Annotated in this window: 17 protein-coding genes; 8 read left to right on the top strand and 9 right to left on the bottom strand. The window is 70.5% G+C overall.

Annotated features, from left to right (window positions below):
• Window positions 1-16: 16 nt before the first annotated feature.
• A complete protein-coding gene (locus BLT99_RS15255) occupies window positions 17-667 on the bottom strand; it encodes a nucleotide exchange factor GrpE (RefSeq protein WP_092674324.1) in 651 nt (216 codons plus the stop codon).
• A 2-nt stretch (window positions 668-669) separates the two neighbouring features.
• The gene (dnaK, locus tag BLT99_RS15250) at window positions 670-2547 is read right to left on the bottom strand and encodes a molecular chaperone DnaK (RefSeq protein ID WP_092674321.1); all 1878 of its coding nucleotides are present in this window, start codon (window positions 2545-2547) and stop codon (window positions 670-672) included.
• Window positions 2548-3469: 922 nt separating this feature from the next.
• Between dnaK and BLT99_RS15245 the strand changes: the two genes are divergently transcribed.
• From BLT99_RS15245 to rlmN, 3 genes are all read left to right on the top strand, one after another.
• A complete protein-coding gene (locus BLT99_RS15245; protein ID WP_133988526.1) occupies window positions 3470-3997 on the top strand; it encodes a hypothetical protein in 528 nt (175 codons plus the stop codon).
• A gap of 99 nt (window positions 3998-4096) precedes the next feature.
• Window positions 4097-4660, top strand: a complete 564-nt coding sequence (locus BLT99_RS15240) for a DUF3558 domain-containing protein (RefSeq protein ID WP_092674316.1) — start codon at window positions 4097-4099, stop codon at window positions 4658-4660.
• A gap of 154 nt (window positions 4661-4814) precedes the next feature.
• Window positions 4815-6128 carry a 23S rRNA (adenine(2503)-C(2))-methyltransferase RlmN gene (gene rlmN / locus BLT99_RS15235; RefSeq protein ID WP_092674313.1) on the top strand — a complete coding sequence of 438 codons (1314 nt, stop codon included), beginning with the start codon at window positions 4815-4817 and terminating at the stop codon, window positions 6126-6128.
• 26 nt (window positions 6129-6154) lie between these two features.
• On the opposite strand, the gene BLT99_RS15230 is transcribed toward rlmN, so the two are convergent.
• Window positions 6155-7762, bottom strand: coding sequence for an MFS transporter (locus BLT99_RS15230; RefSeq protein ID WP_092674310.1), 1608 nt, complete (start codon window positions 7760-7762; stop codon window positions 6155-6157).
• A 264-nt stretch (window positions 7763-8026) separates the two neighbouring features.
• Between BLT99_RS15230 and BLT99_RS15225 the strand changes: the two genes are divergently transcribed.
• The 4 genes from BLT99_RS15225 to BLT99_RS15210 all read left to right on the top strand — a co-directional run bounded on the left by BLT99_RS15225 (window position 8027) and on the right by BLT99_RS15210 (window position 12035).
• On the top strand, window positions 8027-8914 hold the full coding sequence (locus BLT99_RS15225) for a serine protein kinase RIO (protein ID WP_092676520.1): 888 nt from the start codon (window positions 8027-8029) through the stop codon (window positions 8912-8914).
• Between the two features lie 80 nt (window positions 8915-8994).
• A complete protein-coding gene (locus BLT99_RS15220) occupies window positions 8995-9795 on the top strand; it encodes an endonuclease/exonuclease/phosphatase family protein (RefSeq protein ID WP_157675012.1) in 801 nt (266 codons plus the stop codon).
• Between the two features lie 82 nt (window positions 9796-9877).
• Window positions 9878-10450: a YceI family protein gene (locus BLT99_RS15215; protein WP_092674305.1), complete on the top strand. Its 573-nt coding sequence runs from the start codon at window positions 9878-9880 to the stop codon at window positions 10448-10450.
• Between the two features lie 148 nt (window positions 10451-10598).
• Window positions 10599-12035, top strand: coding sequence for an MFS transporter (locus BLT99_RS15210; RefSeq protein ID WP_092674302.1), 1437 nt, complete (start codon window positions 10599-10601; stop codon window positions 12033-12035).
• Window positions 12036-12111: 76 nt separating this feature from the next.
• On the opposite strand, the gene BLT99_RS15205 is transcribed toward BLT99_RS15210, so the two are convergent.
• Both BLT99_RS15205 and BLT99_RS18115 read right to left on the bottom strand, forming a co-directional pair.
• Entirely contained in the window at window positions 12112-14700 is a 2589-nt protein-coding gene (locus BLT99_RS15205) for an ExeM/NucH family extracellular endonuclease (RefSeq protein ID WP_092674299.1), read from the bottom strand.
• A gap of 160 nt (window positions 14701-14860) precedes the next feature.
• Window positions 14861-15199: a MarR family winged helix-turn-helix transcriptional regulator gene (locus BLT99_RS18115; RefSeq protein ID WP_231945690.1), complete on the bottom strand. Its 339-nt coding sequence runs from the start codon at window positions 15197-15199 to the stop codon at window positions 14861-14863.
• Window positions 15200-15652: 453 nt separating this feature from the next.
• Here BLT99_RS18115 and BLT99_RS15195 point away from each other — a divergent pair, with 453 nt between their 5' ends.
• On the top strand, window positions 15653-16459 hold the full coding sequence (locus tag BLT99_RS15195; protein ID WP_092674293.1) for a MarR family winged helix-turn-helix transcriptional regulator: 807 nt from the start codon (window positions 15653-15655) through the stop codon (window positions 16457-16459).
• A 31-nt stretch (window positions 16460-16490) separates the two neighbouring features.
• On the opposite strand, the gene BLT99_RS15190 is transcribed toward BLT99_RS15195, so the two are convergent.
• From BLT99_RS15190 to BLT99_RS15175, 4 genes are all read right to left on the bottom strand, one after another.
• Window positions 16491-17093: a nucleoside deaminase gene (locus BLT99_RS15190; protein WP_092674290.1), complete on the bottom strand. Its 603-nt coding sequence runs from the start codon at window positions 17091-17093 to the stop codon at window positions 16491-16493.
• 19 nt (window positions 17094-17112) lie between these two features.
• Window positions 17113-17916, bottom strand: a complete 804-nt coding sequence (locus tag BLT99_RS15185) for an ABC transporter permease (protein WP_092674287.1) — start codon at window positions 17914-17916, stop codon at window positions 17113-17115.
• 9 nt (window positions 17917-17925) lie between these two features.
• Window positions 17926-18840 carry an ABC transporter permease gene (locus BLT99_RS15180; protein ID WP_092674285.1) on the bottom strand — a complete coding sequence of 305 codons (915 nt, stop codon included), beginning with the start codon at window positions 18838-18840 and terminating at the stop codon, window positions 17926-17928.
• A 73-nt stretch (window positions 18841-18913) separates the two neighbouring features.
• Window positions 18914-20089 carry an ABC transporter substrate-binding protein gene (locus BLT99_RS15175; protein WP_092674282.1) on the bottom strand — a complete coding sequence of 392 codons (1176 nt, stop codon included), beginning with the start codon at window positions 20087-20089 and terminating at the stop codon, window positions 18914-18916.
• Between the last annotated feature and the right edge of the window lie 57 nt (window positions 20090-20146).

Genomic DNA, 20146 nt, shown 5'->3' with positions numbered 1-20146 from the left:
GTGGTGACGGATGCCGCTACGCGGGCGTCTTGACGACGACCTTCGCGGCGCGCAGCAGCGTGCCGCCCAGGGTGTAGCCGGTCTCGACGACGTCGGCGACCGTGTCGACCTCGACCTCGTCGGAGTGCTGCTGGAAGATCGCCTCGTGCTGCTGCGGGTCGAACGGCTCGCCCACCTCGCCGAACGGCGTCAGGCCGAGCTTCTCGACGGACGCGCGCAGCTTGGCGGCGATCGTCGCGAACGGGGTGTCGCCCTCGAGGTCGCCGTGCTTCTCGGCACGGTCGAGGTCGTCGAGCACCGGGAGGAGCACGGAGACGGCCGCGCCGATCGCGCGCTCGCGCTCGACCTCGCGGTTCGCCTCGGTGCGCTTGCGGTAGTTCGCGTACTCGGCCGTGACCCGCTTGAGGTCGGCGAGGTGCTCGGCCGTGGGGTCCTCGACCTCGGCCTGCGCCGCGTTGAGGATGTCGTCGACCGTCAGCTCCTTCTCGTCGCCGAGTGCGCCCTCGGGCGAGGGGGATGCCGCGGCATCCGTCGCCTCGGGCGCCGCCTCGGAGGCGGGCTGCTCACCCGCCCCCTCGGTCGGCTTCCGAACCTCGCCGGTCTCGGGGTCGATGCGCCGCTTGTCGCGGATCACCGGCTCCTCGTGGTTCTGGCTCTCATCCGACATGGTTACTTCTTCTCGTCCTCGTCGTCGATGACCTCGGCGTCGACCACGTCCTCATCGGAGGACGAGGAGCCCTCGGCACCCGAGGCGTTCGCGTCCTCGCCGGGGTTGGCGCCGGCCGTGGCATCCGCCTGCTGGCCCTGCGCGTAGATCGCCTCGCCGAGCTTGCCCTGCGACTGGTTGAGCTTGTCGAACGCCGACTTCACGGCGTCGTCGTCGTCACCGGCGAGCGCCGTCTTCAGCGCGTCGACGTCGCCCTGGACGTCGGACTTGACGTCGGCGGGGAGCTTCTCGTCGTTCTCCTTGATCAGCTTCTCGATCGAGTAGACGAGCTGCTCGGCCTGGTTGCGGGTCTCGGCCGACTCGCGGCGCTTCTTGTCCTCGGCCGCGTGCTCCTCGGCGTCCCGAACCATCCGCTCGATGTCGTCCTTGGGCAGCGACGAGCCGCCGGTGATCGTCATCGACTGCTCCTTGCCGGTGCCCTTGTCGCGCGCCGACACGTGGACGATGCCGTTCGCATCGATGTCGAAGGTGACCTCGATCTGCGGGATGCCGCGGGGCGCCGGGGCGATGCCCGTCAGCTCGAACGTGCCGAGCGGCTTGTTGTCGCGCGTGAACTCCCGCTCGCCCTGGAAGACCTGGATCGCGACCGACGGCTGGTTGTCGTCGGCGGTCGTGAAGGTCTCGCTGCGCTTGGTCGGGATGGCCGTGTTTCGTTCGATGAGCTTGGTCATGATGCCACCCTTGGTCTCGATGCCGAGGCTGAGGGGGGTGACGTCGATGAGCAGCACGTCCTTGCGCTCGCCCTTGAGGACGCCCGCCTGCAGGGCGGCGCCCACGGCGACGACCTCGTCGGGGTTCACGCCCTTGTTGGGCTCCTGACCCGTCTCCTGCTTCACGAGGTCGGAGACGGCGGGCATGCGGGTCGAGCCGCCGACCAGCACGACGTGCGCGACATCCGACAGCTTGATGCCGGCCTCGCGGATCACGTCCTCGAACGGCTTCTTGGTGCGGTCGAGCAGGTCGCTCGTCATGTTCTCGAACTGGGCGCGCGTGAGCGTCTCGTCGAGGTTGGCCGGGCCGTTCTCGGTGAGCGAGAGGTAGGGCAGCTGGATGCTGGTGCTCATGCTCGAGCTCAGCTCCTTCTTGGCCTGCTCGGCCGCCTCCTTGAGGCGCTGCAGCGCGATCTTGTCCTTCGAGACGTCGACGCCCGTCGAGTCCTTGAAGCGCTTGATGAGGTGGTCGACGATGCGCTGGTCCCAGTCGTCGCCGCCGAGGCGGTTGTCACCAGCGGTGGCCCGCACCTGGATGGTCGAGAAGTCGTCGTCCTTGCCCACCTCGAGGAGGGACACGTCGAACGTGCCGCCACCGAGGTCGAAGACGAGGATGAGCTCGTCCTCCTTGCCCTTGTCGAGGCCGTACGCGAGGGCCGCGGCGGTGGGCTCGTTGATGATGCGCAGCACGTTGAGGCCCGCGACCTCGCCGGCCTCCTTGGTGGCCTGGCGCTCGGCGTCGTTGAAGTACGCCGGCACCGTGATGACCGCGTCGGTCACCGTGTCGCCGAGGTACTGCTCGGCGTCGCGCTTGAGCTTCTGCAGGATGCGCGCCGAGATCTCCTGCGGCGTGTACTGCTTGCCGTCGATCTCCTTCTTCCAGTCGGTGCCCATGTGGCGCTTGACCGACGAGATGGTCCGGTCGACGTTGGTCACGGCCTGGCGCTTGGCGGTCTCGCCGACGAGCACCTCGCCGTCCTTGGTGAATGCGACCACCGACGGGGTGGTGCGGAAGCCCTCGGCGTTCGCGATGACGACGGGCTCGCCGCCCTCGAGCACGCTGACGACCGAGTTGGTGGTGCCGAGGTCGATACCGACTGCACGTGACATGTGTGTCTCTCTCCTTCTGCCGAGGGGTCTGGGATGTCGCCCCACGGCGATCGGCCCGGCGGTGCCCGCCCGCGGCCGAAGTCTGCTCGTCGAGACTTGAGTCCCGACCGCTCAAGTGTCCCAATCCGGCTCGACGGGTGTCAAGTCGAGAGGGCCAAACTTGAGCCTACTCGACTCAACTCACGGCGAGCTTCCAGCATTCCCTGCCCTCGACTCCCCTTCCCCCGACCTCGCCCTCCTTTTCCCAGCCCTGGCACCAGCTTCCCGGCCATCTCGAGCGCGAGTTGCCACTTCGGCCGGGTGCGCGCTCCGCCCACCCGGCGCAACTGGCACCTCGAAAGCGGGCCTCTCGCGCCCGAGCTGTCCGTCTCCGACGCCGGATGCCACTTTCGCCGGGTCCGCAGCGGAAGGACTCGGCACAAGGGGCAACTCGGCCGCGCGGAATGAGCGTGGAGCGAGTCGTCCTCCCCAGGTAGCCGGGCCGGGCGAGTACCCAGCTCCGAGGGCGAATGGCGCGAATCGGGGGCGACGGCGGCGCAGGATGCCGCACATGCTCGCGAAACCCCTTCCGCCCTCACTCGCCGGACGGGCGTTCCGCACGGCCCGAGCCCTGAAACTCGGGGTCACGCGCGGACGACTCGGAGCGCGGGATCTCATGGCGCCGTTCCGCGGAGTACGAGCGCCCGCGGGCGCCACGAGCCTCATCGACCTGTGCCGGGCGTACGCCCAGCGGATGCCGCGCCGACATGCCTTCAGTCATGCGACCGCTGCGCATCTCTGGGGGCTGCCGCTTCCCGACCAAGAGCTGCTGCCCCTCCACGTCTCGGCGCCGGCCCCGCTACGGCAACCGCGCGCGAAAGGTGTGGCCGGTCATCGACTCGGCCACGACGTCCCTGTCGTCCGCCGCCGCGGACTGCCCGTCGTGACGGCCGCCGACGCGTGGTGCCAGCTGGCGACGATCCTCTCTCACGACGACCTCGTGGCGGCCGGTGATCGGATCGTGGGCTGGCCCAGGCCGATCGGAACACTCGACGAGATCGACGCCGCGATCGAGCGGTTCGGCTCGCGACGCGGCGCGGTGCGCCTTCGCGCGGCGCGACTCGACCTGAGGGCCGGATCCGCTTCTCGGCGCGAGACCCGCCTTCGATTGCGGGTGCTGCGAGCCGGCTTTCCCGAACCGGAGCTCAACACGCGCATCGGACTCGCAGGGAGTCGCTCGACGCACGGCGACCTCGTGTTCCGCGCCTACCGCGTACTCCTCGAGTACGACGGCGAGCAGCACCGAGGCGACGATGCCCAGTTCCACCGCGACGTCGAGCGGCTGAACGACCTCGCCGCTGCCGGATGGATCGTGATCAGGGTCGGCCGACGGCTCCCCCTCGAGCGGGCGCTCGACCAGCTCGAGTTGGCGCTGCGGAGTCGCGGCTGGCGCGGCATCCGCTCGCCGTGACATCGAGTTGCCGGTTGCGCCGGATCGACGTGCATCCCAGCCGGCGGAACCGGCATCTCGATCGCCCCTTCGGTGCGCTCGGACCGCTAACGTCGGCCCATGACCCGTCCACACTCGCGCCGCGCTGCCGCGGCGACCCCGCTCCTCGTCCTGTTCGCCCTCGGTGTCGCCGGATGCACGGCCGGCGTACCCGCGCCATCCGATACCGCTGAGCCGAGTCCATCGCCCGCCGCCTCGACCTCCGAGACGCCGGAGGCGTCGCCGAGCGAGGCACCCGCCGTCGGCGCCACGTGCGACACCGTCCTGACGCCGGAGGCGTACACCAAGCTCGAGGCCGACGGCCTGGTGCCGATGCCGTTCACGCCGTTCGACCCCGTCGAGGTCCGGATCGCCGACGAAGGCGGGCTCACCTGCTCGTGGGGCAAGCCGCAGACCGACCTCGTGCTGGCCGTGGCGCAGGTCGCGACCGGTGGCGACGACGCCGCGTGGACCGCGGCGCTCGCCGACGGTGGATACACGCCGACCGACGACCCCGTCGCCGGCGCGTACACCGGTCAGCCGGATGCCGGGAACGGCATCACGCCCATCGTCATCCTCGCCGACGGCACGATCACCTTCGTCAGCGTGCCTGCGTACGCGGGCTGGGTGCGTCCCGCGAGCTGATCCGCGAGCCCCCCCTCGAGGTGCCGCTTCCGCCGGGTCCGACCGCCGCGACCCCGGCCGAAGCGGGATCTCGGCACTCGGCGGTGCCGCACGGTCGCATGGTCGCGCAACCGCGTCCAGCGGATGCCGAGGCGGGCCCGCGTACCCTTGGGGCATGCCGACCGACGCGCCCGAGACCCCCGCACGCCCCGCGGAGGACGCGGCGACCCCGCGCGACGGCGCGGTACGCGAGACGCGCGCGAGCGGCATCCGCTCGACGAAGCCCCGCCAGGTGCGGCCGAAGACCGAGGGATGGCAGCAGCAGAAGGGGCCCGATGGGCGCCCGCTGCTCCAGTTCGCGTCCCCCAAACGCGGCAAGCCGCCGGCCCACCTCGCCGATCTCGCGGCCGAGGAGTGGAAGGCGAGGGCCGAGGAGCTCGGCGTCCCCGCGTTCCGCCTCAAGCAGGTCGCGCGGCACTGGTTCACGCGATGGACGAGCGACCCAGCCGAGATGACCGACCTGCCGGCGGCAGGCCGCGACGAGCTCGTCGCGGGCCTGCTGCCCCCGCTGCTGACCGAGGTGCGCCGCCTCGAGACCGATCGCGGCGACACCATCAAGTTCCTCTGGAAGCTGCATGACGGCGCGCTCGTCGAGTCGGTGCTCATGCGCTACCCAGGCCGCATCACGCTGTGCGTGTCGAGCCAGGCCGGCTGCGGCATGAACTGCCCCTTCTGCGCGACCGGGCAGGCGGGTCTCACGCGCAACATGTCGGCCGCCGAGATCCTCGCGCAGGTCGTCGAGGCGAACCGCGTCATCGCGTCGGGTGCGCTGCACGGCAAGCGCGCCGACGACGGCACCCCCGAGCGCGTCTCGAACATCGTCTTCATGGGCATGGGCGAGCCGCTCGCGAACTACGCGCGGCTCATGCGCGCCGTGCGCACGATGGCCGCGCCGGCGCCCGAGGGCCTCGGCATGTCGGCCCGCAACATCACCGTCTCGACGGTCGGGCTGGTGCCCGCCATCCGCAAGCTCGCTGACGAGCACGTGCCGGTCACCTTCGCGCTCAGCCTGCACGCGCCCGACGACGGCCTGCGCGACGAGCTCATCCCGGTGAACTCGCGCTGGAAGGTCGACGAGGCGCTCGACGCCGCGCGCGAGTACTTCGAGAAGACCGGCCGCCGTGTCTCGATCGAGTACGCGCTCATCAAGGACATGAACGACCACGGATGGCGCGCCGACCTGCTCGCCGAGAAGCTCAACGAACGCGGCCGAGGGTGGGTGCACGTCAACCCGATCCCCCTCAACCCGACGCCGGGCTCGATCTGGACCGCGTCCGAGGTCGACGTCCAGCAGGAGTTCGTGCGTCGGCTCACCGAGGCGGGCATCCCGACCACCATCCGCGATACGCGCGGCAAGGAGATCGACGGCGCCTGTGGGCAGCTCGTCGTCACCGAAGAGGACGAGCGAGCGGCCGCGGCCACGCGCTGACCGGCGACCCCACCGCGAGACCGCCGCTACCCGCCCAGCACCCCCTCGGCCGCCGTCGACGCCTTCGGATCCGGCAGCCGGCGCATCCGCAGCGCGTTGAGCAGGCCGAGCAGGCCCGCGAGGATCGGGATGCCGAGCGCCACCTGGAGGGCGATCGGGCGCGACTCGGTGTTGATCGCGATGATCTCGTCCTGCACGTCCTGCGGCTGGTCGACGAGGAGCTCCTCGAGGCCGGTGTTCGACATGAGCTCGGCGTCCTCCTCGAGGACCGTCGACACCTGCTGCTGCTCCTCGGGTGAGAGCACGGTGCTTGCGTCGGCCTTCGCCGTGAACGTGAAGGCGAGGGTCGCGAGCATGATCGCACCGGCGAACGCGAGGCCGAACGAGAGCCCGAACGACCCGGCCGCCGAGTTCACCCCGGCCGCCTCGCTCACGCGCTCGTCGGAGATCGGCGAGAGCGTGTAGTTGTTCAGCTGCGAGACCAGCAGCCCGAGGCCGGCACCCGAGATGATGAGCGGGATCGTGAGCCACCAGCCGGAGTCGGCGCGCGGCACGATCGGCAGCAGCACGACCAGCCCGGCGACGAGCAGGATGAAGCCCCAGAGGATGACGTTGGCCGGGCGGCCGAGCCCGCGGCGCCCCGCGAGCAGCGCCACCACGAACATCGTGAGCGAGAGCGGCGCGATGGAGATGCCCGCCCACAGCGCGTTGTACTCGAGCACGAGCTGCAGGTAGAGCGGCAGCACGATCATGGTGCCTCCGAGCGCGACCTGCTGCAGCAGCTGTCCGCTCACGCCCGAGCGGAACAGCTTGGATTCGAACAGGCCCGGATCGATGAGGGTCGCCCGGCCGCGCCGCTTGCGGGTCCGCAGCCACCAGACGAGCCCGCCCATCGCCACGGCGCCGATCGCGATCAGGAGGCCGACCCACTCGCCGCCCTCCTGCCAGACGAGGATGCCGAGCACGATGCCGCCCATGCCGACGACGGAGAGCGCCGCGCCGACCCAGTCAACCGCCCGAGATCCCGTGTACGGCACGTCCTTGACGAGCTTGATTCCGGAGAGCACCACGGCGATGATGAGCGCCTCCAGCAGGAACCCCACCCGCCACGACAGGAAGGTGGTGATGAACCCGCCGAGGAGCGGGCCCACGGCGGCGGCGATCGCCGCGGATGCGCCCACGAGCGCGTACACCCGCTTCTGGTGGGCGCCCGCGAAGTTTCCGTGTATCAGCGACTGCATCGACGGGAGCAGCAGGGATGCGCCGATGCCGCCGATGATCGCCCAGAAGATGATGATCGCCCGCAGGTCCTGCGCGAGCGTCATGGCGATCGCCCCGATCGCGTAGCCGAGCAGACCGAGGATGTAGGCGAGCTTGCGACCGATGAGGTCGCCGGTCTTGCCGCCGATCAGGATGAACGCGGCCGACACGAGCGCCTCGAGCGCGATCGCGCCCTGCACGCCGCTCGCGGTGGTGTCGAGGTCGTGGACGACCGCCGAGATCGAGACGTTCATGATCGACGTGTCGACGACGAGCACGAACATGGCCATCGCGAGCAGGATGGCGAGCCTGCCGTTGAATTTCCCGGTATCGGATGGCGCGGCCGCGCCGGGCCTGTGCGATGACGTGGTCATGAGTCATCCGAGCATGCGGGCGGCCCGCGCCCCGGGGACCAAAGGCCCGCCGGCGCCGGGTCTGGACGGATGCCGCTCGCGGGCGTATGCTCGGGCGGGCCGCGGCGTTCGCGGCGCAATCACGAGCCCGAGCGGGCCGAGACCGGAAGGAGTGAGCGATGACCACCGTCCTTGTCGCGCGTTTCGCAGACACCCTTCCCTGTGAGGTCGCCCGCTAGCATCCGCCGCGGTGGCCTCCACGATCTCGGAGACACCACCGTGAACATGCTGTCGTCCCTGGACGATTCCGCCGCGCCTCGCGCGGCATCCGCTGCGTCGTTCGGCGCGGCATCCGCCCATCTCGCCTTCGCCGACGTCGAACCCGGCGAGGACCAGCGCTGGTCGACCTGGCCGGCCACCCAGCCCAGCGAGCGCGGCCCCGAGCCGCGTCCCGACTGGCTCGTCACCTCCGCCGCCGCGCTCGACACCGAGCTCGGCATCGTCAAGTCGGGCAAGGAGGCCGACCTGTGGCTCATCGAGCGTGCCGTGCCGGGCGCGCCCGCCGGCCTCCCCGGTACCCGCACGCTGATGGCGGCCAAGCGGTACCGCGGCGCCGAGCACCGGATGTTCCATCGCTCGGCGATCTACACCGAGGGCCGCGGCACCCGCCGCAGCCGCGACGTGCGCGCGGTCCAGCGCAACTCGACGTACGGCCGCGAGGTCGCACGCACCGAATGGGCGTACGCCGAGTTCGCCGCGCTCAGCCGCCTCACGGAGCTCGGCGCACCCGTGCCGTACCCGGTGCAGGTCGGCGAGACCGAGGTGCTCATGGAGTTCATCGGCGAGGGCCGCACCGCGGCGCCGCGCCTGGCGCAGGTCCGGGCGACGCCCGACGAGCTGCGCGACCTGTTCCACCAGGTCATGGGCTTCATGCACACGCTCGCGTTCGCGGGCCTCGCGCACGGCGACCTCTCGCCGTACAACCTGCTCGTCGACCGCGGCCGCGTGGTCGCGATCGACCTGCCGCAGGTCGTCGACGTGGTGGCCAACCCCAACGGGTTCGACCTGCTGCACCGCGACTGCGTCAACGTGTGCGAGTGGTTCACGCGCCAGCGGCTCGAGTGCGACGCCGAGGCGCTGTTCGCCGACCTGGTCGGCGACGTCTACCGGTGAGCGGGCCGTGCGGATGGCGCGGGGCGGCGCCATCCGCAATGCCCTGCCGTCGGACCGCCGCCGGGCCTACGCTGCCGGGCATGCGGCTCGTCACCTGGAACGTGCTCTGGCGGTTCGCGCCCGACTGGCGCGCGCGGGAGCGCGTCATTCTCTCGACCTTGGAGGACCTGCAGCCGGACGTCATCGGGCTGCAGGAGTGCTGGGCGACGGCCGACGAGACGCAGGCCGATCGCGTCGCCGCCCGTCTCGGGCTCCACGCGGTGTTCGCGGGCCCGTCGCTTCCGCCCGTGCCCGACCCACCCGAGCACGCCGACCAGGCCGGGGTGCGCATGGGCGTGGGACTGGTGACGCGCTGGCCGGTGGTGCGGGTGATCGAGCACGCGCTGCCGGTGAGCCATCGGCAGGTCGCACCGATCGCGCTCGAGGCCGAGATCGCGCACCCCGAGACGCCGTTCCGTGTCATCGTCGCCGCGACCGAATGGGAGCCCGCCTACGCCGACGATCACCTGGCGCAGACCGCACGGCTGGCCGAGCTCATCTCCGCACGGAACGGCCGGACCTCGCCGACGTTCCTGCTCGGCGACCTCAACTGCGACGTCACGCAACCCGAGTTCGCCCCGCTCGATATGGTGGCGAGCGACACGTGGGCCGCGGGTGGCGGCGCACCCGACGCCGTCACGCTCAGCTCGGCGGTGCCGTTCGCTCCGCTCGAGGCCGTCAAGGAGATCGATCGCCGCATCGACCACATCCTCGTGCGACGCGGCGACGGCGTCGCGGTCGAGTCCGTCGCGATCGCCGACGCGCCCGTCGGCGGCATCCAGCCGTCCGACCACTTCGCCGTCGTGGCCGACCTGCGACTGTCGGCCGGGCCGGGCGGATGACGCCGACTGGAGTGATGAGCATTCCTTCAGGCCGCGGATGAGAGACTGTTCGAGTTTTCGTGCAACGACCCGTGGGGAGATCATGACCGACAACGGACCCGACCTGAGCGGCGACTGGGACCTCGACCCCGGCCACAGCCGCATCGGATTCTCGGCCAAGCACGCGATGGTGGCCAACGTCCGTGGCGCCTTCAACGACGTGACCGGCACCCTGCACGTCGACTTCGATGAGCCCTCGAAGTCGTACGCCGAGATCGCGCTCAAGGTCGCCAGCATCGACAGCCGCAACGCGCAGCGCGACGAGCACCTGCGCAGCGCCGACTTCTTCGACGCCGAGAAGTGGCCCGAGATCACCTTCCGCAGCACCCGGATCGAAGAGGTCGGCGAGAACGCGCTCGTGGTCTCGGGCGACCTGACCATCCGCGACGTCACCAAGCCGATCACCATCCCGATCGAGTTCACCGGCGTCGAGACCGACGCCTTCGGGGCGCTCCGTGCGGGCTTCGAGGGCACGCGACGCATCGATCGCCGCGAGTACGGCCTCGAGTGGAACATGGCGCTCGACTCGGGCGGATGGCTCGTCTCGGAGAAGATCACGCTCGAGTTCGAGCTCTCGGCGATCAAGCGCACCGACGACGCGTCCAAGGCCGCCTGACCCGACCCGTCAGGCGGGAGCGCCGGGGGAGTCGGCGACCGGCTTTCGCGTGGCGAGCCGGAGGCGCTAGCCTGCACGGGATCGACGCGGATCGGTGAGCCGGGCGCGCCGTCACCGCCCGTTCACCCCTCGTCGGAAGACTCCCCCCATGACCGACCCGCTCGCGGCGCACGCGCCGGCACCCGATCACCACGACCACACCGCGGTCGAACCGCTCACCGGCCTCGAGCTGCAGGCCGAGCGGCGCATCCCGCGCAAGCAGGTGTGGTCCTGGGCGCTCTGGGACTGGGCGACGCAGCCGTTCAACTCCGTCATCCTGACGTTCGTCTTCACGGCGCTCTACCTCACGAGCGACTGGTTCCTCGATCCGGCGGTCGCGGCGCTCGGCGAGGGCGACCCGGCGTACGAACGGGCCTTGGCCGAGCTGGCGAGCGGCCTCGGCTGGGCGATCACGATCGCCGGCATCCTCATCGCGCTCCTCGCACCGGTGCTGGGCCAGCGAGCGGATGTCGCGGGGCGGCGCAAGCTCTGGCTGGCCGGCGCGACCGCGGCGCTCGTGCTGTGCATGTTCGCGCTGTTCTTCGTGCAGGGCTCGCCGTCGTACTTCGTGCTCGGCATCTCGCTCATCGCGGCGGGCACGGTGTTCAGCGAGATCGCCGGCGTGAACTACAACGCCATGCTCGTGCAGGTCTCGACGCCCCGCACGGTCGGGAAGGTCTCGGGACTCGGCTGGGGTCTGGGGTATCTCGGCGGCATCGTCGCGCTGGTGCTCGTGGTGGTCGCGACCGCGTTCGACTGGTGGGGCATGCCGACCGAGGACGGCCTGGTCTACCGCGTGATCGCCATCGGCTGCGCGGTCTGGACGCTCCTCTTCGCGTGGCCGGTGCTCGTCTTCGTGCCCGAGGCGCCGCCGGCGGAGGGCCGCGAGCGGGTGGGCTTCCTCCGGAGCTACGCCGAGCTCGTGCGGGACATCGCACGGCTCTGGCGCGATGCCCGGCCGACGTTCTGGTTCCTGCTCGCGAGCGCCGTGTTCCGCGACGGGCTCGCGGGCGTCTTCGCGTTCGGCGCGGTGATCGCGGCGGTCGCGTTCCACTTCACGTCCGACGAGGTGCTCATCTTCGGCATCGCGGCGAACCTGCTCGCGGGCGTCTCCACGATCGCGGCCGGATGGTTCGACGACCGGTTCGGCCCGCGCGCCGTCATCCTCACGGCGCTCGCCGGCCTGGTCGGCGCGGGCCTCGTCGTGTTCTTCCTGCACGATGCCGGCAAGCTGCCGTTCTGGATCTTCGGACTCGTGCTCACCCTCTTCGTCGGCCCGGCGCAGGCGGCCTCGCGGTCGTTCCTCGCGCGGGTCACCCCGGCCGGGCGCGAGAGCGAGATCTTCGGCCTGTATGCGACCACGGGCCGCGCCGCGAGCTTCCTGTCGCCGCTGCTCTGGTCGACGTTCATCGCGGTCTTCGGCGCGACGTACTGGGGCGTGCTCGGCATCGTCGTGGTGCTCGCCGCGGGCCTGGTGCTCATGTTCTTCGTGCGGCTGCCGAAGCGGGTCGCGGATGCCGCGTCCGCGCCGGTCGCGGCCGAGTAGCCGTCACGTCCCTCGCACGACGACGCGCCGCCCCCGACGGGGAGCGGCGCGTCGTCTTCTGGGGGCGCCTACCGGATCACGGCAGGACGCGGATGGTCACGACCTCGGTCGTCGTGTTCCCGTAGGGATCGGTCGCCTCGAACGTGACGGTGTAGACGGCGCCCTGGCGGGCGAGCACCTCGACCTCGGTGTCCGAGATCACCCGGATCTCGGCCTTGTGCCCTTCGGCTGTGGTGTCGACGATCTCGGCGTCGACCTCACCCGAATCGTCGGTGGCGTCGACGTCGAACGCGACGGTTCGCCACTGGGCGTTGGGCGGGAAGGTCAGGCCTGGATCGGCCGTCACCTCGAGCTCGGGGGCGATGAAGTCGAAGCCCACGAGGACCGGGTCGTGGTCGCTCGAGCGGTACGCGTCGGGTGCGAAGATCGCGTCCTGCGCGGGCCGCTTGAACTGCATCGTGTAGTCGAGGAGGTCGGGCTCGTCGGCGTTGATCGCCCAGTCGGAGGCTCCCGTGACCTTCGGGAGCAGCGCCGGGCCGACCAGAGCGTAATCCAGGTAGCCGACCTGGCCGTCGAACACGTACGAGTACGCTTCCTCGCCCTGCTCGCGCAGCAGCAGGTCGGTGTATCCGGCCTCGACCAGGACGTCGATCGGGTCCTCCTTGTCGTAGGAGTTCAGGTCGCCGATGATCAGCTCACGACCCGGCTCCGCCCCCGTCGGGCCCGCGGCGAGCCAGTCGACCATCGCCTCGGCGGCCGCGGTGCGCGTCAGATTGCAGTTGCCCTGCCCGTCGCCGAGGTCGGGGTCGCCGGCGCAGGCGGAGCCCTTCGACTTGAGGTGGTTCACCACGACGGTGATCTCCTCACCGGTCTCGACGTCGGCGAAGGTCTGCGCCAGTGCGGGACGGTTGGCGTCGTCGTCGAACCGCTGGTCCACCGTCGAGTCCAGCTTGGCGTACTTCCCGACCGGGCTCACCGCGGACGGCTTGTAGATGAGCGCCGTGGTGATCTCGTCGGTTCCGACCACCCCGGTCGAGATGAACCGGTAGGTGTCGGGGCCGACCGCGTCGTTGAGCGCCTGCACCAGCGTGCCGACGGCCGTGTCGCCGTTGTTCTCGATCTCGATCAGGCCGAACACGTCGGCGTCGATCTCGGCGAGCGCCGCCACGATCTTCGCCTCCTGCCGGTCGAACTCCTCCTGGGTCGCGGCCCCACGCGAATCGAGCGTCGTGAAGTAGTTCAGCACGTTGAAGCTCGCGACGGTGAAGTCGCCGCCGACCTCGGGGACCTCGGGGCGCTCGTTGACCGCCTCGTAGTTCGCGCCCTGCGTCGGCTGGATCCGCCACTTGCCGAACGCGAAGTCGAGGACGCCGGTGACGTCGGAGACGAGGTCGCCGCCGCGGAACGTGTTCTCGAGGGTGAACTCCTCACCGTTCGGGTGGATCGCGGGGTCGGGGTTCGACTCGCTGCGACCGTCGTCGACGGTGATCCGGTTCGCCGCGTTCTCGGCGGCGAGCGCGATCGCAGCGGCCGAGCCCGGGTCGTAGATGGCGGTCGGCTGGATCTGGCGTTCCGTACCGAGCACGATCTCGCCGAAGCGGTCGAACTCGAAGTACTCCAGGATCGTGAGCGTCTGCGGCATGGTCACGTACATGCCCTCGAGCGACTCGGAGGTCGAGGGCTGCACCGGCAGCTCGAGCTCGACTGGCCCGGGCAGCTCGACGCCGTCGGGGCAGATCGCCGCGTCGATCGCGGAGATGCGCGTCGCACCGAAGTTCTCACCGGCCGTGCCGACGACGTGGACGGGGTCACCGACCTCGACGGGCTCAGACGAGAGCACGAAGATGCCGTCGGAGGTCGCGGGGTCACCGTCGCCGGCGTCCTGCAGGAAGAACCCGCCCAGGCCGCCGGACGCCTGGAAGTCGCCCACGACGACACCCTCGACGCGCACGGTCTGGCCGGCGACCGGCGTCGCCGTGCCGCTGCCCTGCACGGACCCGATGGTCACGATGTCGGCATCGCAGTCCGCTTGGGGCGGCGGCGGCGGAGTCTCGCAGGTCGCCGAGTGCGTGCCGAGCCCGTCGAAGGTGTCGCTTGCGAAACCGGTCCACTGGACGGTCGGGTCGAATGGATCGCCCGGGTCGGTGTCGCCCTGGCAATAGGCGTCACCGCGGCGCAGCGTGTTGTCGGCGGTGGAGACCAGCCCCGACCCCCACTCCGTGCCGGGGTCGAATCCGCTCTGGCCGAGCGCGTCGACGACCGCGTCCGCCTTCGTCAGCATGACGGCGTCGTCGCCGTTGTACCATCCGGCGCTGTTGGTCTGGTCGGCCGCCGCGAGGATGGTCGCGTTCGCCGAGCCGTGCGCGACGACGTGCACGTCACCCGGGGCCACCGTTCCCGTCAATGGGATGGTGAGTCCGACGGTCGCGGAGCCGTTGAAGGAGATCTTCAGGTCGTAGTCTCCGGCACCGAGGTCGATGGGCGCTCCCGTGAGGTTCGCGATCTCGATGGCCTTGTTGTTCGAACTGCCCTCGATGTACTCGCTGATGAACAGCTCTGTGGGCGTCGCGGCATGCGCGATCGTGGCCGGTGCAGCGGCGAGCCCGACGGCGAGCAGTGAAGCGGTCGCGACGGCGACGGCGGGACGATGTAGACGACGTTTCATCGGGGGCTCCTCACGCACCCGGCGCGGCCACCGTGACCCCCCGGACGCGCGTCAGCCTAGGGAAGGGCCCGTCGCTGGGGAAGCCGCGTCACGAGACGTTCATGCCCGGCCAGCGAATGTGCAGCGGTGTCTCCCGTTCCTGCTCAACTGAGCAACGGCGTCACGGGCGCCGGCCGTGCAGGCCGCGCGCGAACCGCGCGAAGAGCGTCGCGAACTGTGCGCGCTCCTCGTCGGTGAACCCCTCGAGCGCCGCCTCGATGGCCCCCCGTCGATGCGACGTGGCGTCGTGGACGGCCGCGCGCCCGGAATCGGTGAGTCGGATCCGCGTGCGCCGGGCGTCATCGGGATCGGCCTCGCGCTCGACCAGGCCGTCGTTCGCCGCGGCCTGGACGAGGCGACTCGCGCGAGGCTGGTCGACGCCGATCGCCGCCGCGAGCTCGGTCACCGACATCGCGCGGTCGGCGGCATGCAGCGTGGCCAGGAGGCGCAGGCTCGCCATCGGGCCGGTTCGGAACTCCCACGCCCCGCGCGGCCCGCCACGCACCCAAGGTGGGGTGCCGGGACCCGGCTCGCCGCTCCCGCTGCCGGGTCGGCCCGACCCCCACGGCGGTCCGCCTGGACCAGCTCCCCACGGCGACCGGCCGGCACGGCCGTGCTCACCGCCGTGCGCGTGCGGCCCGTGGTCATGGCCGCGTTCATGCGGGCCGCCTGGATGGCGTCCGCCGCGCCGCAGCGCCGCCAGGGACTGCTCGATGAGGTCGACCGGATCGGTGTCGGATGCGCCACGAGACGATTCGGCCATGCACCCATGATACATGTCACTTGACATGGACTCGGAATGCATGTCATGATGCATATACATGTCACACGACATGCACCGCCCGAACGGGCGACGACGACCGCCGGACGCCGCGCCACACGCGACGAGCAGTCCGGCCACGAGAGGATTCCCATGAACCACCACGATCACCCCGACACGGCCCAGCCCGACGACCAGCCCCAGCGCGACGCTTCCGTCTCCGACGAGCGGCCCGACGGCCCTGCCCCCGACTCGACGACCGACGGCGCCGGCCGCCCGCTCGGCTTCTGGCTCACCGCCCTCGATCGGCTCATCGACCGCGAGTTCGAGACGGCCTTCGCCGACCTCGAGGTCACCCGCCGCGACTGGCGCGTGCTCAACCTCCTGGGGGGCGAGGTCCGAGACGACCGACTCCGCGCCAAGCTCGAGGCGCGACCCGACCGCATGCTCCCGCTCGTCGAGCGGGGCTGGGTCGCCGGCGAGCCCGGCGCCTGGGAGCTCACCGAGGCCGGGCGCGCGGCGCACGCCGACCTCGCCGAGCGAGTGGACGGCATCCGCTCGCGCATCCGCGGCGCCGTGTCATCCGACGACTACGCCACGACCCTCGCGAGCCTCGAGGCCATGGCGCGCGCGCTCGGCTGGGACGAGTCCAGCCCCGGCATCCCGCGCGGGCGCGGCCGGTTCGGTCGCCGCGGGCCGGGACGACCCTGGGGCGCACGCCGTGCCCGTGGGTTCGGCGGGTTCGGCCGCTTCGGCACGCCACCCTGGGCGTTCGACGAGCGTGACGACCACCGGGGCCACGGCGCGGCGCACGAGCCCCACCACCACGGGCACGGCCACCACCGTCACCCCCACGGCGAGCGCGAGGTGCACGTCCACGTCCACCTCGACGACCACCGGGGCCGCCGCCGCGATCATCACCGCGGACACGGTGGCCCGCACGACCACGGTGAGCGCTGACCCGCAGTGGAGACCGGGGCCGGTCCGGACCCTAGCGTTCGGACCGGCCTCGTGCGTTGTACACGACGGCGTCCGACGCGCCGAACGCCCGGAACACCTCGATCGCCTCATCGCGGCGAACGCCAGAGCGCACGCGGATGCCGCGGCGCTCGAACTCCCCGATCCAGTCCTCGGGCATCGGTCCCTCGTCGAAGCCGGTGAGCTCCATGCACTCGTCGCCGTGCCCGGCGATCACGAGGCGCCGAACGCCCGACCACATCGTCGCCCCGTAGCACATGACGCATGGCGCCCAGTTGACGATGAGCTCCAGCTCCGCGCCCTGTGCGCCCAGGTCCCACCGACCGAGGCGCGTCTGGGCGAGGCTGAGTGCCGTCACCTCTGCATGCGTCGAGCTGAGTCCGCTCGAGAGCACCAGGTTGACGCCCGCCGAGACGAGTTCACCGGATGCCGCGTCGACCACGAGCGCCGCGAACGGACCGCCACTGCCTGCCCGCCAGTTCCGGTCGGCCAGCTCGATCGCGAGCCCCACCCGGGCATCGTCGTCGGGCAACGGCGTCGACCCGAGCCGCGGAAGCTCCTCGACCAGCCACGAGGGCAGCGACGCGGTGAACGAGGACGGCAGCGCGGCATCCATGCCCCTCATTCTGCCCCCGCTACGGCGCCTTCTGCTCGCGCTCGCCCGACAGCCTCTGCGCCAGGTAGATGGGCACGATCGACACGATGACCAGCACGACCGCGATCACCGACACGATCGGAGCCTGGTTCGGCCGGAACATGTTGTTCAGGATGAAGATCGGCAGCGTCGTCACGCCCGATCCCGCGGTGAACGTCGTCACGATGATCTCGTCGAACGACAGCGCGAAGGCGAGCAGGCCGCCCGCGAGGAGCGCCGAGCGCAACTGCGGGAACGTCACGAGGCGGAATGTGGTCCAGACGCCGGCGCCGAGGTCGCTCGACGCCTCCTCGAGGTTCGTGCCCTGACGGCGCAGTCGCGCGATGACGTTGTTGAACACCGTCACGATGCAGAAGGTCGCGTGCGCGATCACGACCGTCCAGATCGACAGCGGCACGCCCATGATCGTGCGGAAGAAGTTGTTGAGCGCGATACCCGTGATGATGCCGGGCAGCGCGATCGGCAGGATCACGAGCAGGCTGATGGCGTCGCTGCCGAAGAACGAGAATCGCTGCAGCGCGAGGGAGATGAGCGTGCCCAGCACGAGCGAGATCACCGTGGCGATGGCGGCGATCTGCACGCTCGTCGACACGGCCTCGACGGCGCCCGCGCTCGAGAACGCGCGCCCCCACCACTCAAGCGTGAAGCCGGGCGGCGGCCACGTCAGCGACGTCGATGTCGAGAACGAGTTCACGAGCACGACGAGCAGCGGCACGTAGACGACGACGAGGATGATCGCCGTGACCACGCCGAGGATCGTGCGGGAGGCCTTCGAGAGTCGCATCCGTCGCCCCTAGAGGTTGTCGAGTGCGCCGGTGCGACGCACGAGGAAGAGGTAGCCGAAGATGATCACGATCGGGATGAGGGCGATCGCGGAGGCCAGCGGCAGGTTGTTCGCCGCGCCGACGTTCGTGTAGACGAGGTTGCCGAGCATCTGGCTCGCGCCGCCGACGATGTTCACCGTGATGTAGTCGCCGAGCGAGAGCGCGAAGCTGAAGATGGTGCCCGCGATGATCGCGGGGAACACCAGCGGCAGGACCACGAGGCGCAGCGTGGGCCACGTCTTCCCGCCGAGGTCGCCCGACGCCTCGAGCAGCGAGTCGGGCACGCGCTCGAGCCCCGCGTAGATCGGCAGGATCACGTACGGCAGCCACAGGTACGACAGCGTGATGACCGTCGCGGGCAGGCCGTAGCCCGGCGTGTGGCCTCCGAACGGTGCGAGCAGCCACTCGAGGATGCCCTCCTGCGAGAGCACCGAACGCCACGCGTACGCCTTCACGAGGTACGACGCCCACAGCGGGGTCAGCACCAGGATGACGAGGACGCGCTGCATGCGTGGCGACGCGACCTTCGCCATGAAGAACGCGATCGGCAGGGCGAGCGCGACGTCGATGAGCGTGACGAGGAGCGCGACGCCCACCGTGCGCAGCGTCACCGTCTGGTAGAGCGAGCCGGTGAGCACCTCGATGATGTTGTCGAGCGTGAACTCGGTGGTGATCTCGCCGGTGAAGCTGTCGACCGACCAGAAGGCGGTCACGAGCAGCAGCACCAGCGCCACGATGTAGACGATGACCAGCCAGAACAGCGGCGCGGTCAGCAGGAACGCCAGTCGTGCGCGCGGGTGCGTGGCCAGGAAGGCCGACCCCTTGCGCGCGACCGAGTCGCGAGGGGCCGGGAGCGGATGCCGCGGAGGGGCGTTCGTCGTCATGCAGCGTTCCTGTCGAGAAGGTTCGGGATGGGGCGGCCCCGGCGTCGCGGGGCCGCCCCGGTCGGGAAGGGCGTCAGCCCTTGATCTCCTGCCATGCCGCAGTCCACGCCGAGTAGTCGGTGCACTTCACGTCGGTGCGACCGTCGATGCACTCCTCGATCGGCGTGGTCCAGTACCAGATCTGCGACGCGTACTCGGCGTCACCCGCGTGGTACGCCTCGCAGTCCTCGCGGTACTCGCAGGCCTCGTCGCTCGAGGGGGCCTCGCCGAAGTACGCGGTCGCCTCGGCGTTGATCTCGGGGCTCGCGATGTGGTCGAGCCACGCGTAGGCGCAGTTCGGGCTCTCGGTGTCGGAGGCGATCATCCACGTGTCCGACCATCCGGTCGCGCCCTCCTCCGGCAGCGTGACGGCGGTCGAGACGCCCTCGGACTCGAGGACGTTCTGGATGACCTGCCAGCTCGTGCCGACCACGGTGTCGCCGGTCGTGAAGGCCTGGATCTCCTTCAGGTAGTCCGACCAGTACTCGCCGATGTTCTCGCGCTGCTGCTTGAGCAGGTCGACGGCGGCCGCGAGCTGCTCCTCGTCAAGGGCGTAGGGGTTCTCGATCCCGAGGTCGGGCTCGTGCTCCATGAGGTACATCGCGGCGTCGGCGATGTAGATCGGCGAGTCGTACGCGGTCACCTTGCCGGCGTATTCGTCGGAGCCGTCGAACACGACGCTCCACGAGGTCGGGGCCTCGGGGAAGACGTCGGTGCTGTACATGAGGACGTTGGCTCCGTAGCCGTGCGGCATGCCGTAGTTCTCACCGTCCACGGTGTTCCACGCCTTGTCCTTGAGGAAGTCGTAGATGTTCTCGTAGTTCGGCGTGAGCTCCATGTTGACGGGCTGCACGTCGCCGGCAGCCACGAGGCGCAGGGACGCATCGCCGGATGCGGACACGACGTCGTACTCGCCCGTCTTCATGAGGTTGACGGCCTCGTCGGACGTGCCGAAGGTCTTCACGGTGACCTCGCAGCCCGTGTCCTCCTCGAACGGGGTCACCCAGTCGACCTCGGGGTCGTTCGAGCCGTCCTCTGCGTAGCCGGGCCAGGCGAGGACCGAGAGCTGGCCCTCCATCTCGCCGAGCTCCTCGGCGGCCTCGCCGCCGGTCGAGCCGGCTTGGGACGTGCCGCAGGCCGTGAGCAGCGCGACCGAGGCGATCGCGAGCCCCACGGTCGCGCCGCGGGCGGCGGTGCGCATTCGCATCATGGTTGTCTCCTTGTTCTGTGCGGGGTGCAGGTGGTGCGGGTGGTGGTGCAGGTGCGG

Origin of the sequence: Agromyces flavus (assembly GCF_900104685.1) — a bacterium.
In the GTDB taxonomy this organism is placed as follows: domain Bacteria; phylum Actinomycetota; class Actinomycetes; order Actinomycetales; family Microbacteriaceae; genus Agromyces; species Agromyces flavus.
Note: the sequence above shows the minus strand (reverse complement) of the source record. Positions and strands in the feature narration are given on the sequence as shown.